The following is an 18,754-nucleotide window of genomic DNA, read 5'->3' as shown; positions in this document are numbered from 1 at the left end:
ACAACACACAGAGCCGAGGAAACCGTGAGCGACATCCCATTCGGATTCGGAGTCCCTCCGGAGGAGCCCGAGGAAGGGGACGACGGCGAGAAGTCCGGCGGTTCCGGCGGCGGCTCCCGGGGACCGGCCAATCCCTTCGGTTACGGCGGCGGGAATCCCTTCGGCGGCGGCGCCGGCGGGGACAACCCGTTCGCCGCCATGTTCGGTTCGCTGAACCCCAACGACCTGGGCGCGGCCTTCCAGCAGCTGGGCCAGATGCTCTCGTACGAGGGCGGCCCGGTGAACTGGGACATGGCCAAGGACATCGCCCGGCAGACGGTGGCCCAGGGCACACCGGAGGGCTCGAAGGACGTCAGCGTGGGTCCCGCGGACCGGGCGAAGGTCCAGGAGGCGCTGCGGCTGGCGGACCTGTGGCTCGACGGGGTGACGTCGATGCCCTCCGGCGCCGGCTCGGCCGTGGCGTGGAGCCGGGCCGAATGGGTCGAGGCGACCCTGCCCGTGTGGAAGGAGCTGGTCGACCCGGTCGCCGAGCGCGTCGGGACGGCGATGGGCGATGTGCTGCCCGAGGAGATGCAGGCCATGGCGGGCCCGCTGCTCGGCATGATGCGCTCCATGGGCGGCGCCATGTTCGGCACGCAGATCGGGCAGGCGCTGGGCACGCTCGCCGGTGAGGTCGTGGGCTCGACCGACATCGGCCTGCCGCTCGGCCCGGCAGGCAAGGCCGCGCTGCTCCCCGCCAACGTGGAGGCCTTCGGCGAGGGCCTGAGCGTGCCGCAGGACGAGGTCCGGCTCTACCTGGCGCTGCGCGAGGCGGCGCACCAGCGGCTGTTCGCCCACGTGCCGTGGCTGCGGGCACACCTGTTCGGCGCCGTCGAGGGGTACGCGCGCGGTATCAAGGTGGACACCGCCAAGCTGGAGGACGCGGTCGGCCAGCTCGACCCGTCGAACCCCGAGGCGCTCCAGGACGCCCTGCAGCAGGGCATGTTCCAGCCCGAGGACACCCCGGCGCAGAAGGCGGCGCTGGCCCGTCTGGAGACGGCCCTGGCCCTCGTCGAGGGCTGGGTGGACGCGGTCGTCCACGCGGCCGCCGCCCCGCACCTGCCGTCGGCCGGGGCGCTGCGCGAGACGCTGCGCCGGCGCCGGGCGAGCGGTGGCCCCGCGGAGCAGACCTTCGCCACGCTGATCGGCCTGGAGCTGCGGCCCCGCCGGCTGCGGGACGCCTCCCGGCTGTGGGCCTCGCTCACCGACGCGCGTGGCGTCGACGGGCGCGACGGGCTGTGGGCCCACCCCGACATGCTGCCGACCGCCGCCGACCTGGACGACCCCGACGGCTTCGTCCACCACGAGCAGCTGGACTTCTCCGAGCTGGACAAGATCCTCGGCGAGGCCGCGGGCGGCCACGGCAAGGACGTCCGGCGGGGCGACGACGAGCGCGACGGCACCGACGAGGACAAGGGCGACGACGAGAAGTGAGCCTGCACGACGACGCCGTGCGCGTCCTGAAGGACTGGTCCGCGCCCGACACGGGACAGGAGCGGCTCCGGGAGACCTACCTGGCCCACCTGGAGGCGCACCCGGACGGCATGTGGAAGGCCTGCGCCGAGGGGCACGTCACGGGCAGCGCCCTGGTGTTGGACCCGGAGCGCGGGCGGGTGCTGCTGACCCTGCACAAGAAGCTCGGCATGTGGCTGCAGATGGGCGGGCACTGCGAGCCGGAGGACACCTCGCTGGCCGGAGCCGCGCTGCGTGAGGGCGTCGAGGAGTCGGGCATCCCCGGACTCACCCTGCTGCGTCCCGGGCCGGTCAACCTCGACCGGCACCTGACGCCGTGCGCCTGGCACCTCGACGTGCAGTACGCCGCCGTCGCGCCGCCCGGCGCGGTGGAGGAGATCAGCGAGGAGTCGCTGGACCTGAAGTGGTTCTCCTACGACGAGGTCGCCGACGTCGCGGACGGTTCCGTCCGGACGCTGCTGGCCCGCACCCGCGCGCTGCTCTGAGGCGGCGCGCGGGGCGGGACCGGCGGCGGGAGCTCAGCGGTTGCTGAAGATGTTGCCCTGGTTCATCCCGTGCGCGCCCTGCTGACCGAAGCCGTACTGGGCGGCGGCGCCACCGCCGACCTGGGCGTTCTGCGGCGGCATCAGCTCGCTGGGCTGCACCAGGACGTGGCCCTGGCCGAGGAAGTTGAGCTCCCAGCCCTCACCGGTGTTGCCGCGCCGCCGCCAGACGCCCGAGGAACTGGTCTGCGCCTGCATCTGCACCCGGAGCGAGGACGACCAGGCGACGACCGCGTCGGAGTCGGCCGAGACGTACTTGTCCGGGGTGACCGGCATCAGCAGCGGCTTGCCCGAGGTCATCAGCGCGACCTTGCCGTGCCCCGAGATGTTGAGGTTGTAGGCGCCGCTGCCGGAGATGCCGAACTGGCTGTCGACGGAGATGACCTCCCAGTGCAGCCCGGAGTCGAGCGCCAGCACATAGGCGCCGTCCACGGTCAGGCCCTCCTGGTCCACGTCGACGACGTGGATGTGCTGGGCCAGGTTGGCGAGGTAGACCGTGCCCTGCCCGGAGCAGCGCATCAGCTCCAGGCCCTCCCCGGTGCGGTAGCGGGCGGTGCGCTGGGCGTGGCTCTGGTACTCGCCGTCGAACTCGATCAGGCCCTGGTACGCGACCATGGCGCCCTTGCGGGCCAGGCAGTCGGTGCGGCCGTCGAGCCTGACCCGCAGCAGGTACGGGTTCTGGAGTGCGTACTGGTCCTCGGTCTGGACCTCGGTGTAGCCGAAAAGCGGGCTCTGCATGGTGTCTCGCTCCCCCTCAGCCCCGGACTCGGAGGCGGTCGGTGCTGTCCTCACTGGGCTGTACGACGACGAAGCCCTGACCGGAGAAGCCGATCTGGAAGGCCTCGCCGCTGCCGCGCCCGATGAGGGCCGACGCCTTGAAGCTGCGCTTCGCCTTCGTCTTCAGCCCGCTCGACCAGGCCACGAGGGCGTCCGGGTCGACGTAGGTCTCGTCCTCGCCGCGGCCGCAGTCGACCACGACCGGGGTGCCGCGCGAGGTGATGGCCACCCAGCCGGTGCCCGAGATCCCGACGTTGAACAGACCCTGGCCGGCGAACTTGGCCAGGCCCTTCACCCGCTCCACGCCCCACTGGAGGTGGGCGTCGAAGGCGAGCAGATTGCTGCCGTTGACCGACAGCGCCTCGTTGTTGAGGTAGACGCAGACGACGTCGGCGCCGTAGTCGGCGAGGTAGAGCAGTCCGTCGCCGGAGCACTTCATGATCGGTGCGCCCTCGCCGGTGAGCCACTGCGAGGCCATCTGGCGGACGGCGGGCGGGTTGGGCTCGTACTGGACGAAGCCCTCGTAGGCGACCATCGAACCGGTGCGCGCGAAGAGGTCCTGGCCGCTCTGCATGGCCACCTTCAGCATGCTGCTGCCGTGGTTCTCCATGCGGGCGGTGACCGGTGCCGGGGCGTACCCGGAGATCAGTGACTGGTCCATGACGGGCTCCCCTCAGACCTCGTACGGCTGGACGATGATGAAGTTGCCGGGGGCGCCCCGGAACTGCAGGTTCACGGTCTCCCCGCTGTGTCCCGGGTAGGCGTTCCTGCGCAGCCGCACCTGGCTGGAGAGCACCACCTGCGAGGCCGCCGACCAGGCGACGATCGCGTTGCTGTCGGCGTAGGTGGTCGGGGTGACCGGCAGCACCACCGGGGTGCCGTGGGTCTTGACCACGACGGTGCCCGTGCCCTGGAACTGCATCGTGAACAGGGCGCCGCCGGGGATGCCGTGGCCCTCGATGCGGCGCACCTCGTGCTGGAGGGACTCGTCGAAGGCGAGCACGTTCTCGGCGGAGACGCAGATGGCGTCGCCCTGGAGCTCGATGGGGTGCAGGTAGGACGCGTCCTCGGCGAAGAAGACCTGGCCGCGGCCGGTGCAGCGCATCAGCTGCATCTCCTGGCCGGTCATGTTGCCGACGATGCGTCCGGTGAACCCGGCACCCTTGTAGCCGAATTCGACCTTGCCCTGGTAGAGCACCATGCTGCCCTGACGCGCGAGCACGGGCTGGCCGCCGGCCTGCGAGAGGTCGGCGCGCATCAGCTTCGGGTTCTGCTGGGTCCAGCGCTGTCCGGTGGGCAGCTCGCGGTACTTCTGCATCGCGGCCGCCAGACCGGCGCCCGGGGCCTGCGGGACCTGGCCGGCGTGCGGGGCCTGCGGCGGCTGGCCGAACGCGGGCTGGCCGGGCATGCCCTGACCCGGCATCGGCTGACCGGGGACGGGCTGACCGTAGGAGGGCTGGCCGTACGGGGTCTGGCCCGGCGCGGGCTGGCCGTACGGGGGCTGGCCGTAGGGCGGCTGACCCGGCATCTGGCCGGGGACCTGGCCCGGAGGCGCCTGCGGCGGCGGGACCTGGCCGAACGGCGGCTGACCCGGGGGCGCCTGCGGCGGCGTGGTCATCGGCGCCACCATGGTGGGGGCGGCGTGCACGGGGGCCGGAGAGGGGGCCGGAGCCGGTACGGGCGGAGCGCCGAAGGCCGGTGCGGGCTGCGGCGGGGCGGGCGGCGCGGAGGCAGCCGGGGGCGCGAACCCGGGCGCGGCACCCGCCGGAGGCCCGAAGCCCGGTACCGCGGCGGGCTGCTGCGGCGCGGCCTGCTGCTCCTCGGCGACCTCGCCGCCGAAGTTCTTCAGCAGGGCGTCCAGCCCGCCGTCGAAGCCCTGGCCGACGGCGGCGAAGCGCCAGACGTCCTTGAGGTAGAAGTCGGCGAGCATGACCGCGCGCTCGGTGCTGAACTCGGCGCCCGTGAAGGTGTAGCGGGCGACCTCCTCGCCCCCGGCGACGATCCTGACGTAGCCCGGGCCGATCTGCGACATCTGCCCGGCGCCGTCGATCGTCGCGGTGAAGCTCAGCTTCTGGATCTGCGCGGGGATCCGGTCCAGCGTCACGCGGAAGGACTCGGTGTCCCCGGCCTGCGCCCCCAGCTGCTGGATCGCCTCCTCGGGCGACTTGGGCTGGTTGAAGAAGATGAAGTAGCGGTCGTCGGACAGCTGTTCCCCGGCGTCGAGCCCGAAGCAGCTGATGTCGAAGCCGAGACCGGGGCCGCTGATCTGCACGCCGATGTACAGATCCGTCCCTGCGGTCAGGTCACTGATCTTGGCCTTGTGGCCGCGCTGGAATTCCCTGGCCATTGCTAAGGACCGTCCCCCCATCCGTACGTACGTACTTGTTGCGTTGCGCCAGGCTAACCGCTGGCCGTGACAGGGGCTATTCCCCCGTTATTCCTCGCCTGCCGTGGGCGGGTGGGGCAACCGGGCCGCGGCGGCGACGCCCTCGAGGTACCCGCGCGCGCGTTCGGTGCGCGGGTAGGACTCCAGCAGCTTCCAGAAGTCCGCCCCGTGGCCGGGCACCAGGAGGTGGGAGAGCTCGTGGAGGAGCACGTAGTCGACGACGTACTCGGGCATGCCCTGGAGGCGGTGGGACAGGCGGATGCTGCCCTCGGCCGGTGTGCACGAGCCCCAGCGGGAGTTCTGGTTGGTGACCCAGCGCACGGTCCGCGGTATCGCGCGGCCGCCGAGGTACTGCGCGGACAGCTGCGCGGCGCGGGCGGCCAGCCCGTCGTCGCCGAGCCTGCGGCGGCTCTCCTGGGCGGCGAGCTTGTCCAGCATGACCGTCACCCAGCGCTTCTCCTCGGCGACGGACATCCGGGCGGGGATGAGGACCACGGTGACGTCGCCCTCGCGGTACGCCGACACCGTCCGGCGTCGACGGGCGCTTCGGCGCACTTCCACCGCGCTGGTCCGAGGGGCGCGCGGGGGCTGGCCGGAAAGGCTCTGGGCGGGGTCGGCGGACACGCCCCGACGTTACCCGCACCGGGTCCGGGAAGTCCCGCCCGCGGGGGTGCTCGGTGAGAAAGGAGAGCGGAGAGATACCGGGCCGTAGTCATATCGAATGATCATTTGCATCGCCTGTGGATAACTTTCACGGTCCGTGCGGGGATTTCGGGCATGCTGGCCTGACACGGAATCGGAACGATCTCTCGATCGGGAACTCGGCCCACGGGGGTGGCGATGCGTCCCATGCTCAAGCCGGCGATGCGCCGCAGTTGGCGCAGCCGGGAAAGCCTGCAGTTCGGCGTCGACCCGGCGCACGCGGTGGTCCTGGACCCGGTGGACGGTGCGGCCGCCGCCTTCCTCGACCTGCTCGACGGCACGCGCGGACTCGGTCCGCTCGCCCGCGATGCCGAATCGCTGGGGCTGCGGCCCCCGCAGGCGCGGCGGCTGCTCGGATTGCTGGCCGAGGGGGGTGTGCTCGACGACGCGACGGCGCACGCCGAACTGTCCGAGACGATACGGCACCACTCGGCCGCGCTGGACCGGCTCCGCCCCGACCTGGCGGCGCTGTCCGTGGTGCACTCCGACCCCGGTGGTGCGGCGGAACGGATGGGCCGGCGGCGGGCGGCCCGCGTACGGGTGGCCGGGGCGGGCCGGGTCGGCGCGACCATCGCGTCGGTCCTCTCCGCGGCGGGGGTCGGCCGGGTCGACGTGCGCGACGGCGGCCGGGTCGAGCCCTGGGACACCGCGCCGGGCGGCATCCCCGCCGAGCACATCGGTGAGCGCCGGGACGCGGCGGCGCGGGGTCTGGTGCGCAGGGCTGCGCCCGATCCGCGGGCGGCGGCGGTGGGCCGCCGGGGGCCGTCCGCCGCGCCCGAGCCCGGACTGTCGCTGGTGGTGGTCGCGCCGCGCGACGGCCTGGCCGCCTACGCCCCTGACGCCCAGGAGGCCGAACCGCTGATGGCCGCCGGGATCCCCCATCTCTACGCGGGGGTGCTGGAAGGCCGTGGCGTGGTGGGTCCCCTGGTGGTGCCGGGGAGCACGGGGTGTGCGGGATGCCTGGGACTGCGAATGGCGGACGCGGACGCGGCCTGGCCCAGGGTGCTGGCGCAGCTGAGGTCCGGGCGGAGCGGGGTCCCCGCCTGCGACGTCGCGCTGGCCACCACGGTCGCGGGGCTCGCCGCGGCGCACGCCCTGGCCTTCGTCGACGGCGGCCGGCCGCCGAGCTGCGGGGGGCGCGTCGAGATGGGCCTCGCCCGGCTGACGACGGAGGTGCGGCCGGTGCCGGGTGACCGCAGATGCGGCTGCGGTGCGCACGCCGCGGGTGCCGGCGCGGCGGACGACGCCGGAGGTTTGTGACACGGCCGGTGCCATGGTCCGGGAGGGGCGGGGGACAATGACGACGTGACCGATCGGAAAGAGGGGGCGCATGTCTGATCTTCCGCGCAAAGCGGTGACCCGTACCGCCAAGTTGGCGGCGCTCCCACTGGGATTCGCCGGGCGGGCGACGCTGGGACTGGGCAAGCGGCTCGGAGGGCGCCCCGCGGAAGAGGTCGCCACCGAGCTGCAGGAGCGGACGGCCGAACAGCTCTTCAAGGTCCTCGGCGAGCTGAAGGGCGGTGCCATGAAGTTCGGGCAGGCCCTGTCGGTCTTCGAGGCCGCCCTGCCCGAGGAGGTCGCGGGCCCCTACCGCGCCGCCCTCACCAAGCTGCAGGACGCGGCGCCGCCCATGCCCGCCCGCACCGTGCACGCCGTACTGGCCGAGCGTCTCGGCGAGGACTGGCGCACCTTCTTCACCGAGTTCGAGGACCAGCCGGCGGCGGCCGCCTCGATCGGGCAGGTGCACCGTGCCGTGTGGCACGACGGCCGCAAGGTCGCGGTGAAGGTCCAGTACCCCGGCGCGGGGGACGCCCTGCTGTCGGACCTCAACCAACTCGGCAGGGTGGCGAGGCTGTTCGGGCCGCTGATCCCCGGCATGGACATCAAGCCGCTGATCTCGGAACTGCGCGACCGGGTCTCGGAGGAGCTGGACTACGAGCTGGAGGCGCAGGCCCAGCACGCCCACGCGGTGGAGTTCGCCGACGACCCGGACGTGGAGGTGCCGGACGTGGTGCACCGCACGGACCAGGTGCTGGTCACGGAGTGGATGGACGGGGTGCCGCTGGCGGAGGTGATCTCGCGGGGCACGCCGGAGATGCGCGACCGCGCCGGTCAGCTGCTGGCACGCTTCCTGTTCGCCGGCCCGGCCCGCACGGGGCTGCTCCACGCCGACCCGCACCCGGGCAACTTCCGGCTGCTCGTCGACGACGGCCCGGCGGAGGGCTGGCGGCTGGGCGTGCTCGACTTCGGCACCGTCGACCGCCTGCCGGAGGGCCTGCCGGTGCCGATAGGGACGGCGCTGCGCCTGGCGCTGGCCGACGACGCGGAGTCGGTGCACTCGATGCTCCGCCAGGAGGGCTTCGTCAAGCCGACGATCGCACTCGACCCGGACGCCGTGCTGGACTACCTGCGGCCGATCATCGAGCCCGCGGCGGTGGACGAGTTCACCTTCGCGCGTGGCTGGATGCGCGCGCAGGCGGCGCGGGTCGCCGACCCGCGCTCACCCGCGCACCAGTTGGGCAAGCAGCTCAACCTGCCGCCCTCGTACCTGCTCATCCACCGGGTGACGCTCAGCACCATCGGGGTGCTGTGCCAGCTGGCGGCCACGGTCAGGCTGCGGGACGAGCTGCTCGAGTGGCTGCCGGGCTTCTCCGGGGAGGACCTGGCCCCGCTGCCCGAGGCCGAGGACGCCTCGGCCTAGTCCCAGGGGGCCGGGGCGGCCCTACCACCAGGAGGAGTCCAGCCGGCCCTCGATACTGCGGAGGTTGGTGCGGGCGCAGTCGTCGCAGAAGTACACGCGGCTGCCGTTCTCGACGGAGCAGGTCCAGGTGAGGGGGAGTCCCTCGGCGACGGCCCCGCAGCGGGCGCACGTCGTCGCGGTGGGAGCAGTCCCGACCCGTTCGAATTGAGTCTTCTGGTCCACTTCGTGACGATATCGCGGGGCCGGTCGAAATCGACCGGCCCCGCGGTTGTGTGTCGTTGCCGATGTGTGAGTGCTACTGCATCACGGCCATCGCCAGCGCCCGGCGGGCGCGCAGCGAGGCGCGTTCGGCGCGGCGCTGCAGGCGCCGGGCGTTGAGCACGCGGAGGGCCATCCGTTCGTGCTCGGCCTCGTAGAGGCGCTCTTGCATATGGGCACGGGCCATGGCTTCTGGCATGAGTTGCATTTCGAGGTTCCTGTTCTGACGCTCAGCGGGAGCGTCGGAGGGCGGGGCGGGGCGTTCGGTGGCGGACGGGTTCATCGGGGCCTGCTTCTTGGGGTCGTGCGTGAGGGGACGGTCGATCGTTCCGACGGCAGGGCGCTTCATGCCACAACCGCGTTCTTGCGCGGACGGCCACGGGGACGCTTGCGCGGCACCACGACGCCCTGGACGAAGAGCTCTCCACCCCAGACACCCCAGGGCTCACGGCGGTCCTTCGCGCCGGCGAGGCAGGCCTCGAGGACCGGGCAGGTCTGGCACAGCGACTTGGCGTACTCGACATCGGCCGGAGACTCGGCGAAGAAGACCTCCGGGTCGTAGGTCCGGCACGGGACGGGGACGCCGAGGCGGTCGATCTCGTCGTCGAGCTCGGTGAGGGGCAGCAAGGGGACCTCCGGGTCAGGCGGGCGTACGGGGGCGGGTACGGACGGTGCGTGCGGGGTGAGATGCACGATCGCTTCGTTCCTCATCTGTTTGTCTGGGGGTGGGGAAAACAGAAGGGCCGCGGATCCCGGTCTGGGATTCCGCGGCCCTGAAGGTGCCGGCCTGATCGTCGATCAGACTGGATCACTCCAGGGTTCGAGCCCGCGGGAGGCCCACTTCGGGTGCTGCTGCTTCTGGGTTCCGGCACCATTGGTCGCCGCAAAGGCATAGGCCTGGGCCTCAGCCATTACTGCCACCGCCGGCGCCTGCGTCGGTCGCTCGCCGCCGCGCTCCCGGATGGAGAGAACGGTGGTGGGCAGACCGCCGGACAGGCGGCTGGACAGACCGGTGCCACGGAGCGAGGCACCAAGGGAGCAGGCGGCGGCGACCGGACGATCGGTCATTTTCGTCATGAACCTGGTCACTGGTCTCGCCTCCTCTCGGCGTCTCGTTGGGCTGGTCTGACAGGTGGTGCTGGGTCAGTACATCACGGATCGCACCGCTCCGGGAAGGTCCTTCACAGAGCCGCGCCGTTCGCGCTCACGCAGGCTATGGGGATTTCCTCGGGGCACGCAAACTATTTTCCGGGCTCTTCCGCAACAGCTTCGTCACCGGCCTCGCCGACGGGCTCCCGCCCCGTGCACAGGGCGAGGACGTCGGCGCCGAACTTGTCCAGTTTGCGGGCCCCGACCCCGGAGATGACGGACAATTCACCCTCCGTGGTGGGCCGCACCTCGGCGATCGCCAGCAGCGTCTTGTCGGTGAAGACGCAGTAGGCCGGCTGGCCCAGTGCCTTCGCCTGCTCCACCCGCCACTCGCGCAGCCGCTCGTACAGCGCCTCGTCCATGTCGGAGGGGCAGTCCTCACAGCGCATCAGCTTGATCTCACCCGCGTCGGACAGGGTGCGGCCGCACACGCGGCACTGCACCGGCCCGCGCCGCTTCCTGCCGCCCGAGCCGCGCTCCACGCCGCCCGTGGCGGCCGAACGGCCGCCCGCCCTGCCCCGGGCCGCCGAGCCCGGCCGCAGCCCGTCCAGGAAGCGCGAGGGCCGCCTGCCGCCGCGACCGCCCGGCGAGCGGGACAGGGCCCACGACAGGGCGAGGTGGAACCGGGCGCGGGTGACGCCGACGTAGAGCAGCCGGCGCTCCTCCTCGACCTGCTCGTCGGTCTTGGCGTAGGTGATCGGCATCGTGCCCTCGGTCAGGCCGACCAGGAACACCGCGTCCCACTCCAGGCCCTTGGCGGCGTGCAGCGAGGCCAGGGTGACGCCCTCGACGGTCGGGGCGTGCTGGGCGCCTGCACGTTCGTCGAGCTCGGCGACGAAGTCCGCGAGCGTGGCCTCCGGCCGGGCCCGCGCGAAGTCCTCGGCGAGCCGCACCAGCGCCGCCAGCGACTCCCAGCGGTCGCGGACCGCGCCCGACCCGGCCGGGGGCTCGGAGGACCAGCCGCGGCTGCTGAGCACCGCCCGCACGTGCGCGGGCAGGTCCGCGTCGTCCAGACCCGGGTCGGAACCGCCGCCCGCCCGCGCGGCCCCGCGCAGCAGCATCCCGGCCTCGCGGACCTCGGGACGCTCGAAGAAGCGCTCGGCACCGCGCAGCTGGTACGGCACGCCGGCGTCGGCCAGCGCCTGCTCGTAGACCTCGGACTGGGCGTTCACCCGGTAGAGCACGGCGATCTCGCTGGGCCGCACGCCCTCGTCGATCAGCTCGCGGATCCGCCGGGCGGTGCCCTCGGCCTCGGCGGGCTCGTCGGCGTACTCGGTGTAGACCGGCTCGGGGCCGGCCTCGCGCTGCGAGACCAGCTCCAGACGGTGCTGGGCGGCCTGGCCCCGGGCCTGGGACAGCAGCCCGTTGGCCAGGTGCACCACCTGGGGGGTGGATCGGTAGTCGCGGACCAGCTTGACCACCGTGGCCTCCGGGTGCCGGCTGCGGAAGCCGAGCAGGAACTCCGGGGTGGCGCCGGTGAAGGAGTAGATGGTCTGCGAGGCGTCGCCGACGACGCAGAGGTTGTCCCGGCCGCCGAGCCACAGGTCCAGCAGCCGCTGCTGCAGCGGGCTGACGTCCTGGTACTCGTCGACGACGAAGTGCTGGTACTGGGAGCGGACGGCCTCGGCGACGTCCGGCCGGTCCTCCAGGACGCCGACGGTGAGCAGCAGCACGTCCTCGAAGTCGATGACCCCGCGGTCGCGCTTGAGCTGCTCGTACGTCGTGTAGATGCGGGCGATCTCGGCGGCGTCGCGCGGGATGTCCCGGGCCGCCTTCGCGGCGGCCGCCGGATAGTCCTCCGGGACGGTCTGGGTGACCTTGGCCCACTCGATCTCGCCGGTGACGTCGCGCAGCTCGTTGCGGTCCAGCCGGATGCGGGAGCGCGCCCCGGCCTCCGCGACCAGCTGGATCTTGCGCTCGGCCAGCCGCGGCATCTCGCCGCCGATGGCCCGCGGCCAGAAGTACTGCAGCTGGCGCAGCGCCGCGGAGTGGAAGGTGCGCGCCTGCACGCCGCCCGCCCCGAGCTGCCGCAGCCGCCCGCGCATCTCACCGGCCGCACGGGCGGTGAAGGTGACCGCGAGCACACTGGCGGGCTGCATCATCCCGGCCCGCACCCCGTACGCGATCCGGTGGGTGATCGCGCGCGTCTTGCCCGTGCCGGCTCCCGCCAGCACGCACACCGGGCCGTGCAGGGCGGTGGCGACCGCGCGCTGCTCGGGGTCGAGCCCGGCGAGCACGGCGTCCGCCGAGTCCGGGACGGCGGGGAAGTCCGGGAAGAGCGGGGTGTGGGTTGGTGCAGTCACCCCGCCATGCTGCCAGGTCCCGGGAGACGGCCGGGAAAGTTATCCACAGCTGAGGTGGGATGGTCGTACCGCGAACGATTGCAAGGAATGCCGAGGCAAGGGGTTAGCGTTCTCGGGATCGACGTCATCCCCCGCCTTGAGGAGCGAACACCGATGTCCGGCACTGTGACGATGTACAGCACCACGTGGTGCGGATACTGCCGCCGCCTGAAGGGTCAGCTGGACCGTGAGGGAATCACCTTCACGGAGGTCAACATCGAGCAGGACCCGGAGTCGGCGAAGTTCGTCGAGAGCGTCAACGGGGGCAACCAGCTCGTCCCGACCCTCCTGGTGTCCCCCAAGAGCGGCGCCGAGGCGGTCGCGCTCAGCAACCCGAGCCTGGCCCAGGTCAAGCAGGCCCTCGCCGGCTGAGGCCGGCCCGGCCCGGCCGCGCGGCAGGCACGGCCGGGCCGCACGGGCCCGCGCTCAGCGGCGGGCCGGCAGCGGCATCCCGTACCAGCGCTCGATCAGCCGCGCCGCGATGGAGATCCCGTACGGCGGCAGCACCTCGCCGGTCTCCATCGCCTTGCGGTACTCCTCGCGGGAGAACCAGCGCGCCTCGTGCAGTTCCTCGCCGTCCACGGTGATCTCCGCGGACGTGGCGCGCGCCATGAAGCCCAGCATCAGGCTGGAGGGGAACGGCCAGGGCTGACTGGAGACGTAACCCACCTCGCCGACGGTCACTCCGGCCTCCTCGGCGACCTCGCGCACCACGGCCTGCTCGATGGACTCCCCCGGCTCGACGAAGCCGGCCAGCGTCGAGAAGCGTCCCTCCGGCCAGTGCGCCTGGCGGCCCAGCAGCGCCCGGTCGTCCTCGTCGGTGACCAGCATGATCACCGCCGGGTCGGTACGCGGGTAGTGCTCCGCGCCACAGGCCGGGCAGCGGCGGATGTGACCCGCGGCGGCCACCACGGTGCGCTCGCCGCAGCGCGAGCAGAAGCGGTGCATGCGCTGCCAGTTCTCCAGGGCGACCGCGTGCACCATGAGCCCCGCGTCGCGGTCCGACAGCAGGGCCCCGACCTCCCGCAGCCCCGCCGGGCGGGCGGCCTCGTCCAGGCGTCCCGGCAGCGCGTCCTTCTGCAGCGCGAAGTAGCGCACCCCCTCCTCGTCGACGCCGAGGAAGTAGCGGTGCACCTCGCTCTCCGGCGCCTCGAAGCTCGGCATCATGACCAGCTCGGTGCGGCCGTCCGGGGTGTCCTCGACCAGGACCTGCCCCCCGGAGACCACGAACACCTGCGTCTTCGGGTGGCTCCAGGCCGCCGCCAGCCACGCCTCGTCGAGCCGGTGCTCGGCGGCGCGGTCCACGCCCGACGGGCGGGCGAGGGGCGGCGGGAAGGCCGCCGCGTCGAAGGTGGTTCCGGTTCCGGACGTATCGGACAAGATTGCTGTCAACTCCCCGTAGCGCGCGGATGGATGCGGATGCTCACAGAGTCGTGAACTCGCTCCAGAGGTACGCGGACGTCTCCACGCCCTTGAGCAGAAGGTCGAGTTCCACCTTCTCGTTCACCGAGTGCCAACCGTCGGACGGCACGGAAATTCCCAGGAACAGGACGGGGACATCGAGCACGTCCTGCAGGTCGGCCGCCGGGCCCGAGCCGCCCTCGCGGGTGAACAGGACCTCCTTGCCGAAGGCCCGGCCCATGGCCCGGGTCACCGCGCCCAGCGCGGGGTGGTCCAGCGGGGTCAGGCAGGGGCGGGTGGCCCCCCAGAACGTGATCTCGTGCCGGATCCCGGCCGGGACGCGCGCGGCGACCCAGTCGGCGACCAGCCGCTGCACCCGGTCGGTGTCCTGCCCGGCCACCAGCCGGAACGACAGCTTCAGCTGGGCCGAGGACGGCACGATCGTCTTGCCGCCGGGGCCCTGGTAGCCGCCGCCGATGCCGTTCACCTCGGCGGTCGGCCGGGCCCAGACCCGCTCCAGGGTGGAGTAGCCGGCCTCGCCGCTCGTCGCGTGCGACTTCGCGGTGCGCAGCCAGCGCTCCTCGTCGAAGGGCAGCCGGGCGAACAGCTCGCGCTCGCGGTCGGTGAGCTCGACGACGCCGTCGTAGAAGCCGGGGATCGTCACGCGGCCGTCCGCGTCGTGCAGCGCCGCGGCCAGCCGGGCGGCCTCGGTCGCCGGGTTGGGGACCGCGCCGCCGAAGGAACCGGAGTGGATGTCCTGGTCGGGGCCGTACAGGTCGATCTGGCAATCGGCCAGGCCGCGCATGCCGGTGCACACGGTGGGGGTGTCCTCGTCCCACATGCCGGTGTCCGAGACGATCACGGTGTCGCAGGCCAGCCGCCCGGCGTGGGCGCGGACGAGGTCGGTGAAGTGCGGGGAGCCGGACTCCTCCTCGCCCTCGATCAGCAGCTTCAGGTTCACCGCGGGGGCGGTGCGGCCGGTGGCGGCCAGGTGGGCGCGGACGCCGAGTGTGTGGAAGAACACCTGCCCCTTGTCGTCGGCGGCGCCCCGTCCGTACATCCGGCCGTCGCGGATCCGCGGCTCGAAGGGCTCGCCGTCCCAGCCGTCCTCGAGGGCGGCGGGCTGCACGTCGTGGTGGCCGTAGACCAGCACCGTCGGCGCCTCCGCCGCGTCGGAGGGCCATTCGGCGAAGACCGCGGGAGCACCCGGGGTCTCCCACACCTCGGCCACCGGGAAGCCGGTCTCCTTCAGCTTCGCCGCCAGCCACTCGGCGCTGCGCCGTACGTCGGCGGCGCGCTCCGGATCGGCCGAGACCGAGGGGATGCGCAACCACTCGGCGAGGTCGCCGAGGAAGGCGTCACGATGTGCTTCGACGTAACTGCGGACGGCGCTGTCCGGGGTGGTGCTCATGTCCTTGAGCCTATCGGGCGACGCCGGGACCCTCGGCGTCGGCACCGGGCGCGCCCCCCGGCCCGGGCTCCGGGCCGCCCAGCAGGAGGCGTTCCAACGCGGCTCGGTCGGGCAGCGCCTCGGGCCGGATCAGCTCCCCCGTCCTCACGTGCAGGAAAGCGGCCGTGACCTGCGACAACGGCACTCCCCGCCGCTCGGCCCAGGCGAGCCGGTAGACGGCGAGCTGCAGCGGGTCGGCGGTGCCGGCCCGCCCGGTCTTCCAGTCGACGATCTCGTAGCCCTCACCCTCCCGGTACACCGCGTCGATCCGGCCGCGGATCACCCTCCCGGCGAGGTCGATCTGGAACGGCGCCTCGACGCGGTAAGGGGTGCGCTCGGCGTACGGCGTCCGCAGGAAGGCCTCCTTGAGTTCGGCGAGGTCGCGCTCGTCGGCGATCTCGTCGTCGCCCTCGATGCCGGGCAGTTCCTCGGGGGCGATCAGCGGCAGTTCCTCGAACCGGGACTCGACCCAGGCGTGGAAGCGGGTGCCGCGCCGGGCCGCGGGCCTCGGCGGGCGGGGCATGGGGCGGGCCAGCTCGCGGGCGAAGCCGTCGGGGTCGGCGGCCAGCCGCAGCAGCGCGGAGGCGGTGAGCGTGGTGGGCAGGGGGACGTCGCGGACGGCCGCGCGCGAGCGGAGCAGCTCCTCGGTGAGCGCGTCGAGGTCCCGGTCCCAGGACGCGACGGCACGGGCCTCCTCGGGGAGCAGCGCCTCACCCCCGTCGAACCCGGACACGGCCACGGGTACGGGTACGGAGGCGGGCCCGGGTGCGGGCGGGCCGGGCTGCCCGGGGATGGCGGGCGGCCGGTCGTCGGACCAGTCCTCCCAGTCGCCGGCGTCCTCCTCGCCGTACTGGTCGTCGTACGCGTCGTACGGCGGCGGCTCCTCCTCGTCCTCGGGGGGCGGCGGCCAGTCGGGGTCGGGAGGGGCGGCCACCGGGTACGCGACCGGCGCCCGCAGGTGGGCCAGCACCTTGCGTGCGGCCTCGCGACGGCGGGCCAGGGCGGCCGGGTCCAGGGGCAGCGGCCACGGCGTCTCGGCCGTACGGGCCAGGGCCGGGTTGACGGCGTCGGGCGCGGGCTCCTCCGCCCAGTGCTCGACCTCGCCGTGGCCGGCCTCGCAGTGCGTGCGCAGGGCGTCGAGGAAGGCGGACGGGCCGAAGGCCCGCTTCTGGCTGGGCCCCCACCAGTGGCCGGAGCCGAGCAGCAGGGAGCGCGGCCGGGTGAAGGTGACGTAGCCGAGCCGGAGCTCCTCGACCCGGTTGTGTTCGGCCATGGCCGCCTTGAAGGCGGCCAGGCCCGCCCGGGACCACTCCTCGACGTCGGGGAGGGTGGCGGCGTCACCGCGCAGCGCGTGCGGCAGCGCCTTGGCGTTGAAGTGCCACAGCTCGCGGCCCCGCTCGCTCGGGAAGCCCTTGCGCACCAGCCCGGGGACGGCGACGACGTCCCACTCCAGCCCCTTGGACTTGTGCGCGGTGAGCACCTTCACCGTGTCCTCGCCGCCGGGCAGCGAGCTGTCCAGGCCCTTCTCGTACTGGGCGGCGGTGCGCAGGAAGCCCAGGAAGGCCAGCAGCGTGGCCTCGCCGTCCAGGGCGGCGAAGCCGGCCGCCACGTCCAGGAAGGCGTGCAGGGTCTCCCGGCGGCGGGCGGCCAGCGCGTGCGGGGACGCGGAGAGTTCGACCTCCAGGCCGGTGACGGCGAGCACCCGGTGCAGTACGTCCATGAGCGGGTCGGCGAGGGACCGGCGCAGCTCGCGTATCTCGGTGGCCAGGCGCGCGAAGCGCACCCGCGCCTCGGCCGAGAAGGGCAGGTGGTCGGCGGGCTCGCCGTCGACGAAGGTCTCCAGGGCGTCGGCGAGCGAGATCACCTCGGCCGGGTCGACGCCCTCCACCGCGGCCGCCAGCCGGTCCGCGGTGTCGCCGCGGCCGGGTACGAGCAGCCGGGCCCGCCGTCCCAGCAGCGCCAGGTCGCGCGGCCCGATCCGCCAGCGCGGCCCGGTGAGCAGCCGGACGAGGGCGGCGTTGGCCGTCGGGTCCTGCAGCACCTCGCAGACGGCGACCAGGTCGGCGACCTCCGGCAGGTGCAGCAGCCCGGACAGGCCGACCACCTCCACCGGCACGTCACGGGCGACGAGCGCCGCGTGGATGTCGGCGAAGTGAGCGGCGGCCCGGCACAGCACCGCGATCTCGCCGGGCGCGGTGCCCGTGCGGACCAGGTGCGCGATGGAGTCGGCGATCCAGGCGATCTCCGCCTCCTGGGTGGGCAGCAGCGCGCAGCGCACGACGCCGTCCCGTTCGGCGCCGGGCGCGGGCCGCAGGGCCTCGACACCCTCGTGACGCTCGCGCAGCTCGGCGGCGAGGTCGTTGGCGAGGTCGAGCAGCCGGCCGCCGCTGCGCCGGTTCTCCGACAGGGACTGGCGCCGGGCGGGCGTCCCGTCGGCGTGCGCGAAGTGGAGCGGGAAGTCGTCGAGGTTGGCCACCGAGGCGCCGCGCCAGCCGTAGATGGCCTGGCAGGGGTCGCCGACCGCGGTCACCGGATGGCCCGTGCCGTCGCCGAACAGGGCGGAGAGCAGCAGGCCCTGAGCGACGGAGGTGTCCTGGTACTCGTCGAGCAGCACCACGGCGTACTGCTCGCGCAGGATGCGGCCGACCTCGGGGCGGGTGCGGGCCAGGCTCGCCGACAGGGCGATCTGGTCGCCGAAGTCGAGCAGGTCGCGCTGCTTCTTCTCGGTGCGGTACGCGGCGGCGAGCCCGGTCAGGTCGATGCGGGCGCGCGCCGTCTCGGGGAGCCTGCGCAGATCCGCGTTGGTGAGCCGGACGCCGTCGAGGGCGGCGAGCCACTCCCGGTCGTGGGCGAGCAGCCGCTCGGGCGGCACCAGGTGCTCCGCGAGCTCGCCCTCCAGCGCCAGCAGATCGCTGACCAGGGTCGGGATGCCCTTGGTGAGCGCCGGGAAGGGACCGGGCGCGGCCCGCAGGACGCGCGCCGCCAGCTGGTAGCGCGTCGCGTCGGCGAGCAGCCGCGCGGTCGGCTCCAGCCCGATGCGCAGCCCGTGCTCCTTCAGGAGCTGTCCGGCGAAGGCGTGGTAGGTGGAGATCTGCGGCTCGCCCGGCGCGTGGTCGGGGTCCGCCGGGTCCGGGTCGGTGACGCCGGCCCGGACGAGGGCCTTGCGCACGCGCTCCGAGAGCTCACCGGCGGCCTTGTTGGTGAACGTCAGCCCCAGCACCTGCTCGGGGGCGACCTGCCCGGTGCCGACCAGCCACACCACGCGGGCCGCCATGACCGTCGTCTTCCCGGAACCGGCACCGGCCACGATCACCTGCGGGGCGAGCGGCGCGGTGATGCACGCCAGCTGCTCCGGGGTGAACGGGATGCCCAGCAGCTCCTTGAGCTGCTCGGGACCGGTGATGAGGGAGGACACGAAGGGGAGGTTATCGGGCACCACCGACACCGGCCGCCGCCGCCCGGTCCGCCGGCTGTCACCCGTTCGGGCGCATTCCGCGCTCGCGCGCGTGCAGCACGGCGAAACCTTGCAGGTGA

17 protein-coding genes are annotated in these 18,754 nt (G+C 73.3%); 5 read left to right on the top strand and 12 right to left on the bottom strand.

The window, feature by feature from the left end; all coding sequences use genetic code 11:
- The first annotated feature begins 24 nt into the window (after positions 1 to 24).
- Complete coding sequence (locus ACFV3E_RS28565; protein ID WP_500537256.1) at positions 25 to 1,473, top strand: zinc-dependent metalloprotease; 1,449 nt, start codon at positions 25 to 27, stop codon at positions 1,471 to 1,473.
- On the top strand, positions 1,470 to 1,997 hold the full coding sequence (locus ACFV3E_RS28560) for an NUDIX hydrolase (protein WP_500537255.1): 528 nt from the start codon (positions 1,470 to 1,472) through the stop codon (positions 1,995 to 1,997). Before ACFV3E_RS28565 ends, ACFV3E_RS28560 begins: the two co-directional genes overlap by 4 nt.
- 33 nt (positions 1,998 to 2,030) lie before the next feature.
- Here ACFV3E_RS28560 and ACFV3E_RS28555 read toward each other — a convergent pair whose 3' ends face one another.
- The 4 genes from ACFV3E_RS28555 to ACFV3E_RS28540 all read right to left on the bottom strand — a co-directional run bounded on the left by ACFV3E_RS28555 (position 2,031) and on the right by ACFV3E_RS28540 (position 5,841).
- Positions 2,031 to 2,792: an AIM24 family protein gene (locus ACFV3E_RS28555; protein WP_500537254.1), complete on the bottom strand. Its 762-nt coding sequence runs from the start codon at positions 2,790 to 2,792 to the stop codon at positions 2,031 to 2,033.
- Positions 2,793 to 2,808: 16 nt separating this feature from the next.
- Positions 2,809 to 3,492, bottom strand: coding sequence for an AIM24 family protein (locus ACFV3E_RS28550; RefSeq protein WP_326572541.1), 684 nt, complete (start codon positions 3,490 to 3,492; stop codon positions 2,809 to 2,811).
- Positions 3,493 to 3,504: 12 nt separating this feature from the next.
- Positions 3,505 to 5,178: a TerD family protein gene (locus tag ACFV3E_RS28545; protein WP_500537253.1), complete on the bottom strand. Its 1,674-nt coding sequence runs from the start codon at positions 5,176 to 5,178 to the stop codon at positions 3,505 to 3,507.
- An 87-nt stretch (positions 5,179 to 5,265) separates the two neighbouring features.
- Positions 5,266 to 5,841 (bottom strand): M48 metallopeptidase family protein, encoded by a 576-nt coding sequence (locus ACFV3E_RS28540; RefSeq protein ID WP_500537252.1) that lies wholly within the window; start codon positions 5,839 to 5,841, stop codon positions 5,266 to 5,268.
- Positions 5,842 to 6,057: 216 nt separating this feature from the next.
- Between ACFV3E_RS28540 and ACFV3E_RS28535 the strand changes: the two genes are divergently transcribed.
- Entirely contained in the window at positions 6,058 to 7,179 is a 1,122-nt protein-coding gene (locus ACFV3E_RS28535) for a TOMM precursor leader peptide-binding protein (protein ID WP_500537251.1), read from the top strand.
- A gap of 70 nt (positions 7,180 to 7,249) precedes the next feature.
- Entirely contained in the window at positions 7,250 to 8,620 is a 1,371-nt protein-coding gene (locus tag ACFV3E_RS28530) for an ABC1 kinase family protein (RefSeq protein ID WP_500357354.1), read from the top strand.
- 21 nt (positions 8,621 to 8,641) lie between these two features.
- Here ACFV3E_RS28530 and ACFV3E_RS28525 read toward each other — a convergent pair whose 3' ends face one another.
- The 5 genes from ACFV3E_RS28525 to ACFV3E_RS28505 all read right to left on the bottom strand — a co-directional run bounded on the left by ACFV3E_RS28525 (position 8,642) and on the right by ACFV3E_RS28505 (position 12,330).
- Positions 8,642 to 8,842, bottom strand: coding sequence for a hypothetical protein (locus tag ACFV3E_RS28525; protein ID WP_500537250.1), 201 nt, complete (start codon positions 8,840 to 8,842; stop codon positions 8,642 to 8,644).
- Positions 8,843 to 8,915: 73 nt separating this feature from the next.
- Entirely contained in the window at positions 8,916 to 9,227 is a 312-nt protein-coding gene (locus ACFV3E_RS28520; RefSeq protein ID WP_499513839.1) for a putative WhiB-interacting protein, read from the bottom strand.
- Positions 9,224 to 9,571: a WhiB family transcriptional regulator gene (locus ACFV3E_RS28515; RefSeq protein WP_499513838.1), complete on the bottom strand. Its 348-nt coding sequence runs from the start codon at positions 9,569 to 9,571 to the stop codon at positions 9,224 to 9,226. The genes ACFV3E_RS28520 and ACFV3E_RS28515 overlap by 4 nt, the downstream gene beginning before the upstream one ends.
- A 105-nt stretch (positions 9,572 to 9,676) precedes the next feature.
- Entirely contained in the window at positions 9,677 to 9,967 is a 291-nt protein-coding gene (locus ACFV3E_RS28510; protein WP_500537249.1) for a hypothetical protein, read from the bottom strand.
- A 152-nt stretch (positions 9,968 to 10,119) separates the two neighbouring features.
- Positions 10,120 to 12,330: an ATP-dependent DNA helicase UvrD2 gene (locus ACFV3E_RS28505; RefSeq protein ID WP_500537248.1), complete on the bottom strand. Its 2,211-nt coding sequence runs from the start codon at positions 12,328 to 12,330 to the stop codon at positions 10,120 to 10,122.
- 153 nt (positions 12,331 to 12,483) lie between these two features.
- On the opposite strand from ACFV3E_RS28505, the gene ACFV3E_RS28500 reads away from it, so the two are divergent.
- A complete protein-coding gene (locus ACFV3E_RS28500) occupies positions 12,484 to 12,741 on the top strand; it encodes a glutaredoxin domain-containing protein (RefSeq protein WP_500366519.1) in 258 nt (85 codons plus the stop codon).
- 54 nt (positions 12,742 to 12,795) lie between these two features.
- On the opposite strand, the gene nudC is transcribed toward ACFV3E_RS28500, so the two are convergent.
- From nudC to ACFV3E_RS28485, 3 genes are read right to left on the bottom strand one after another with little or no spacing between them, the layout of a single operon-like run.
- Positions 12,796 to 13,749, bottom strand: a complete 954-nt coding sequence (nudC, locus tag ACFV3E_RS28495) for an NAD(+) diphosphatase (protein ID WP_500537247.1) — start codon at positions 13,747 to 13,749, stop codon at positions 12,796 to 12,798.
- A 43-nt stretch (positions 13,750 to 13,792) separates the two neighbouring features.
- A complete protein-coding gene (locus ACFV3E_RS28490) occupies positions 13,793 to 15,181 on the bottom strand; it encodes a dipeptidase (RefSeq protein WP_500537246.1) in 1,389 nt (462 codons plus the stop codon).
- Between the two features lie 10 nt (positions 15,182 to 15,191).
- Entirely contained in the window at positions 15,192 to 18,635 is a 3,444-nt protein-coding gene (locus tag ACFV3E_RS28485) for an ATP-dependent helicase (RefSeq protein ID WP_500537245.1), read from the bottom strand.
- Positions 18,636 to 18,754 lie beyond the last annotated feature (119 nt).

The organism is Streptomyces sp. NPDC059718 (genome assembly GCF_042733315.1).
Lineage (GTDB): Bacteria > Actinomycetota > Actinomycetes > Streptomycetales > Streptomycetaceae > Actinacidiphila.
Note: the sequence above shows the minus strand (reverse complement) of the source record. Positions and strands in the feature narration are given on the sequence as shown.

What these genes read in the sequence shown, in the direction of transcription:
- ACFV3E_RS28550 (WP_326572541.1), bottom strand. Translation starts at nt 3,492, where the DNA reads ATGGACCAGTCACTGATCTCCGGGTACGCCCCGGCACCGGTCACCGCC.
- ACFV3E_RS28535 (WP_500537251.1), top strand. Translation starts at nt 6,058, where the DNA reads ATGCGTCCCATGCTCAAGCCGGCGATGCGCCGCAGTTGGCGCAGCCGG.
- ACFV3E_RS28500 (WP_500366519.1), top strand. Translation starts at nt 12,484, where the DNA reads ATGTCCGGCACTGTGACGATGTACAGCACCACGTGGTGCGGATACTGC.
- ACFV3E_RS28520 (WP_499513839.1), bottom strand. Translation starts at nt 9,227, where the DNA reads ATGAAGCGCCCTGCCGTCGGAACGATCGACCGTCCCCTCACGCACGAC.
- ACFV3E_RS28490 (WP_500537246.1), bottom strand. Translation starts at nt 15,181, where the DNA reads ATGAGCACCACCCCGGACAGCGCCGTCCGCAGTTACGTCGAAGCACAT.
- ACFV3E_RS28545 (WP_500537253.1), bottom strand. Translation starts at nt 5,178, where the DNA reads ATGGCCAGGGAATTCCAGCGCGGCCACAAGGCCAAGATCAGTGACCTG.
- ACFV3E_RS28530 (WP_500357354.1), top strand. Translation starts at nt 7,250, where the DNA reads ATGTCTGATCTTCCGCGCAAAGCGGTGACCCGTACCGCCAAGTTGGCG.
- ACFV3E_RS28555 (WP_500537254.1), bottom strand. Translation starts at nt 2,792, where the DNA reads ATGCAGAGCCCGCTTTTCGGCTACACCGAGGTCCAGACCGAGGACCAG.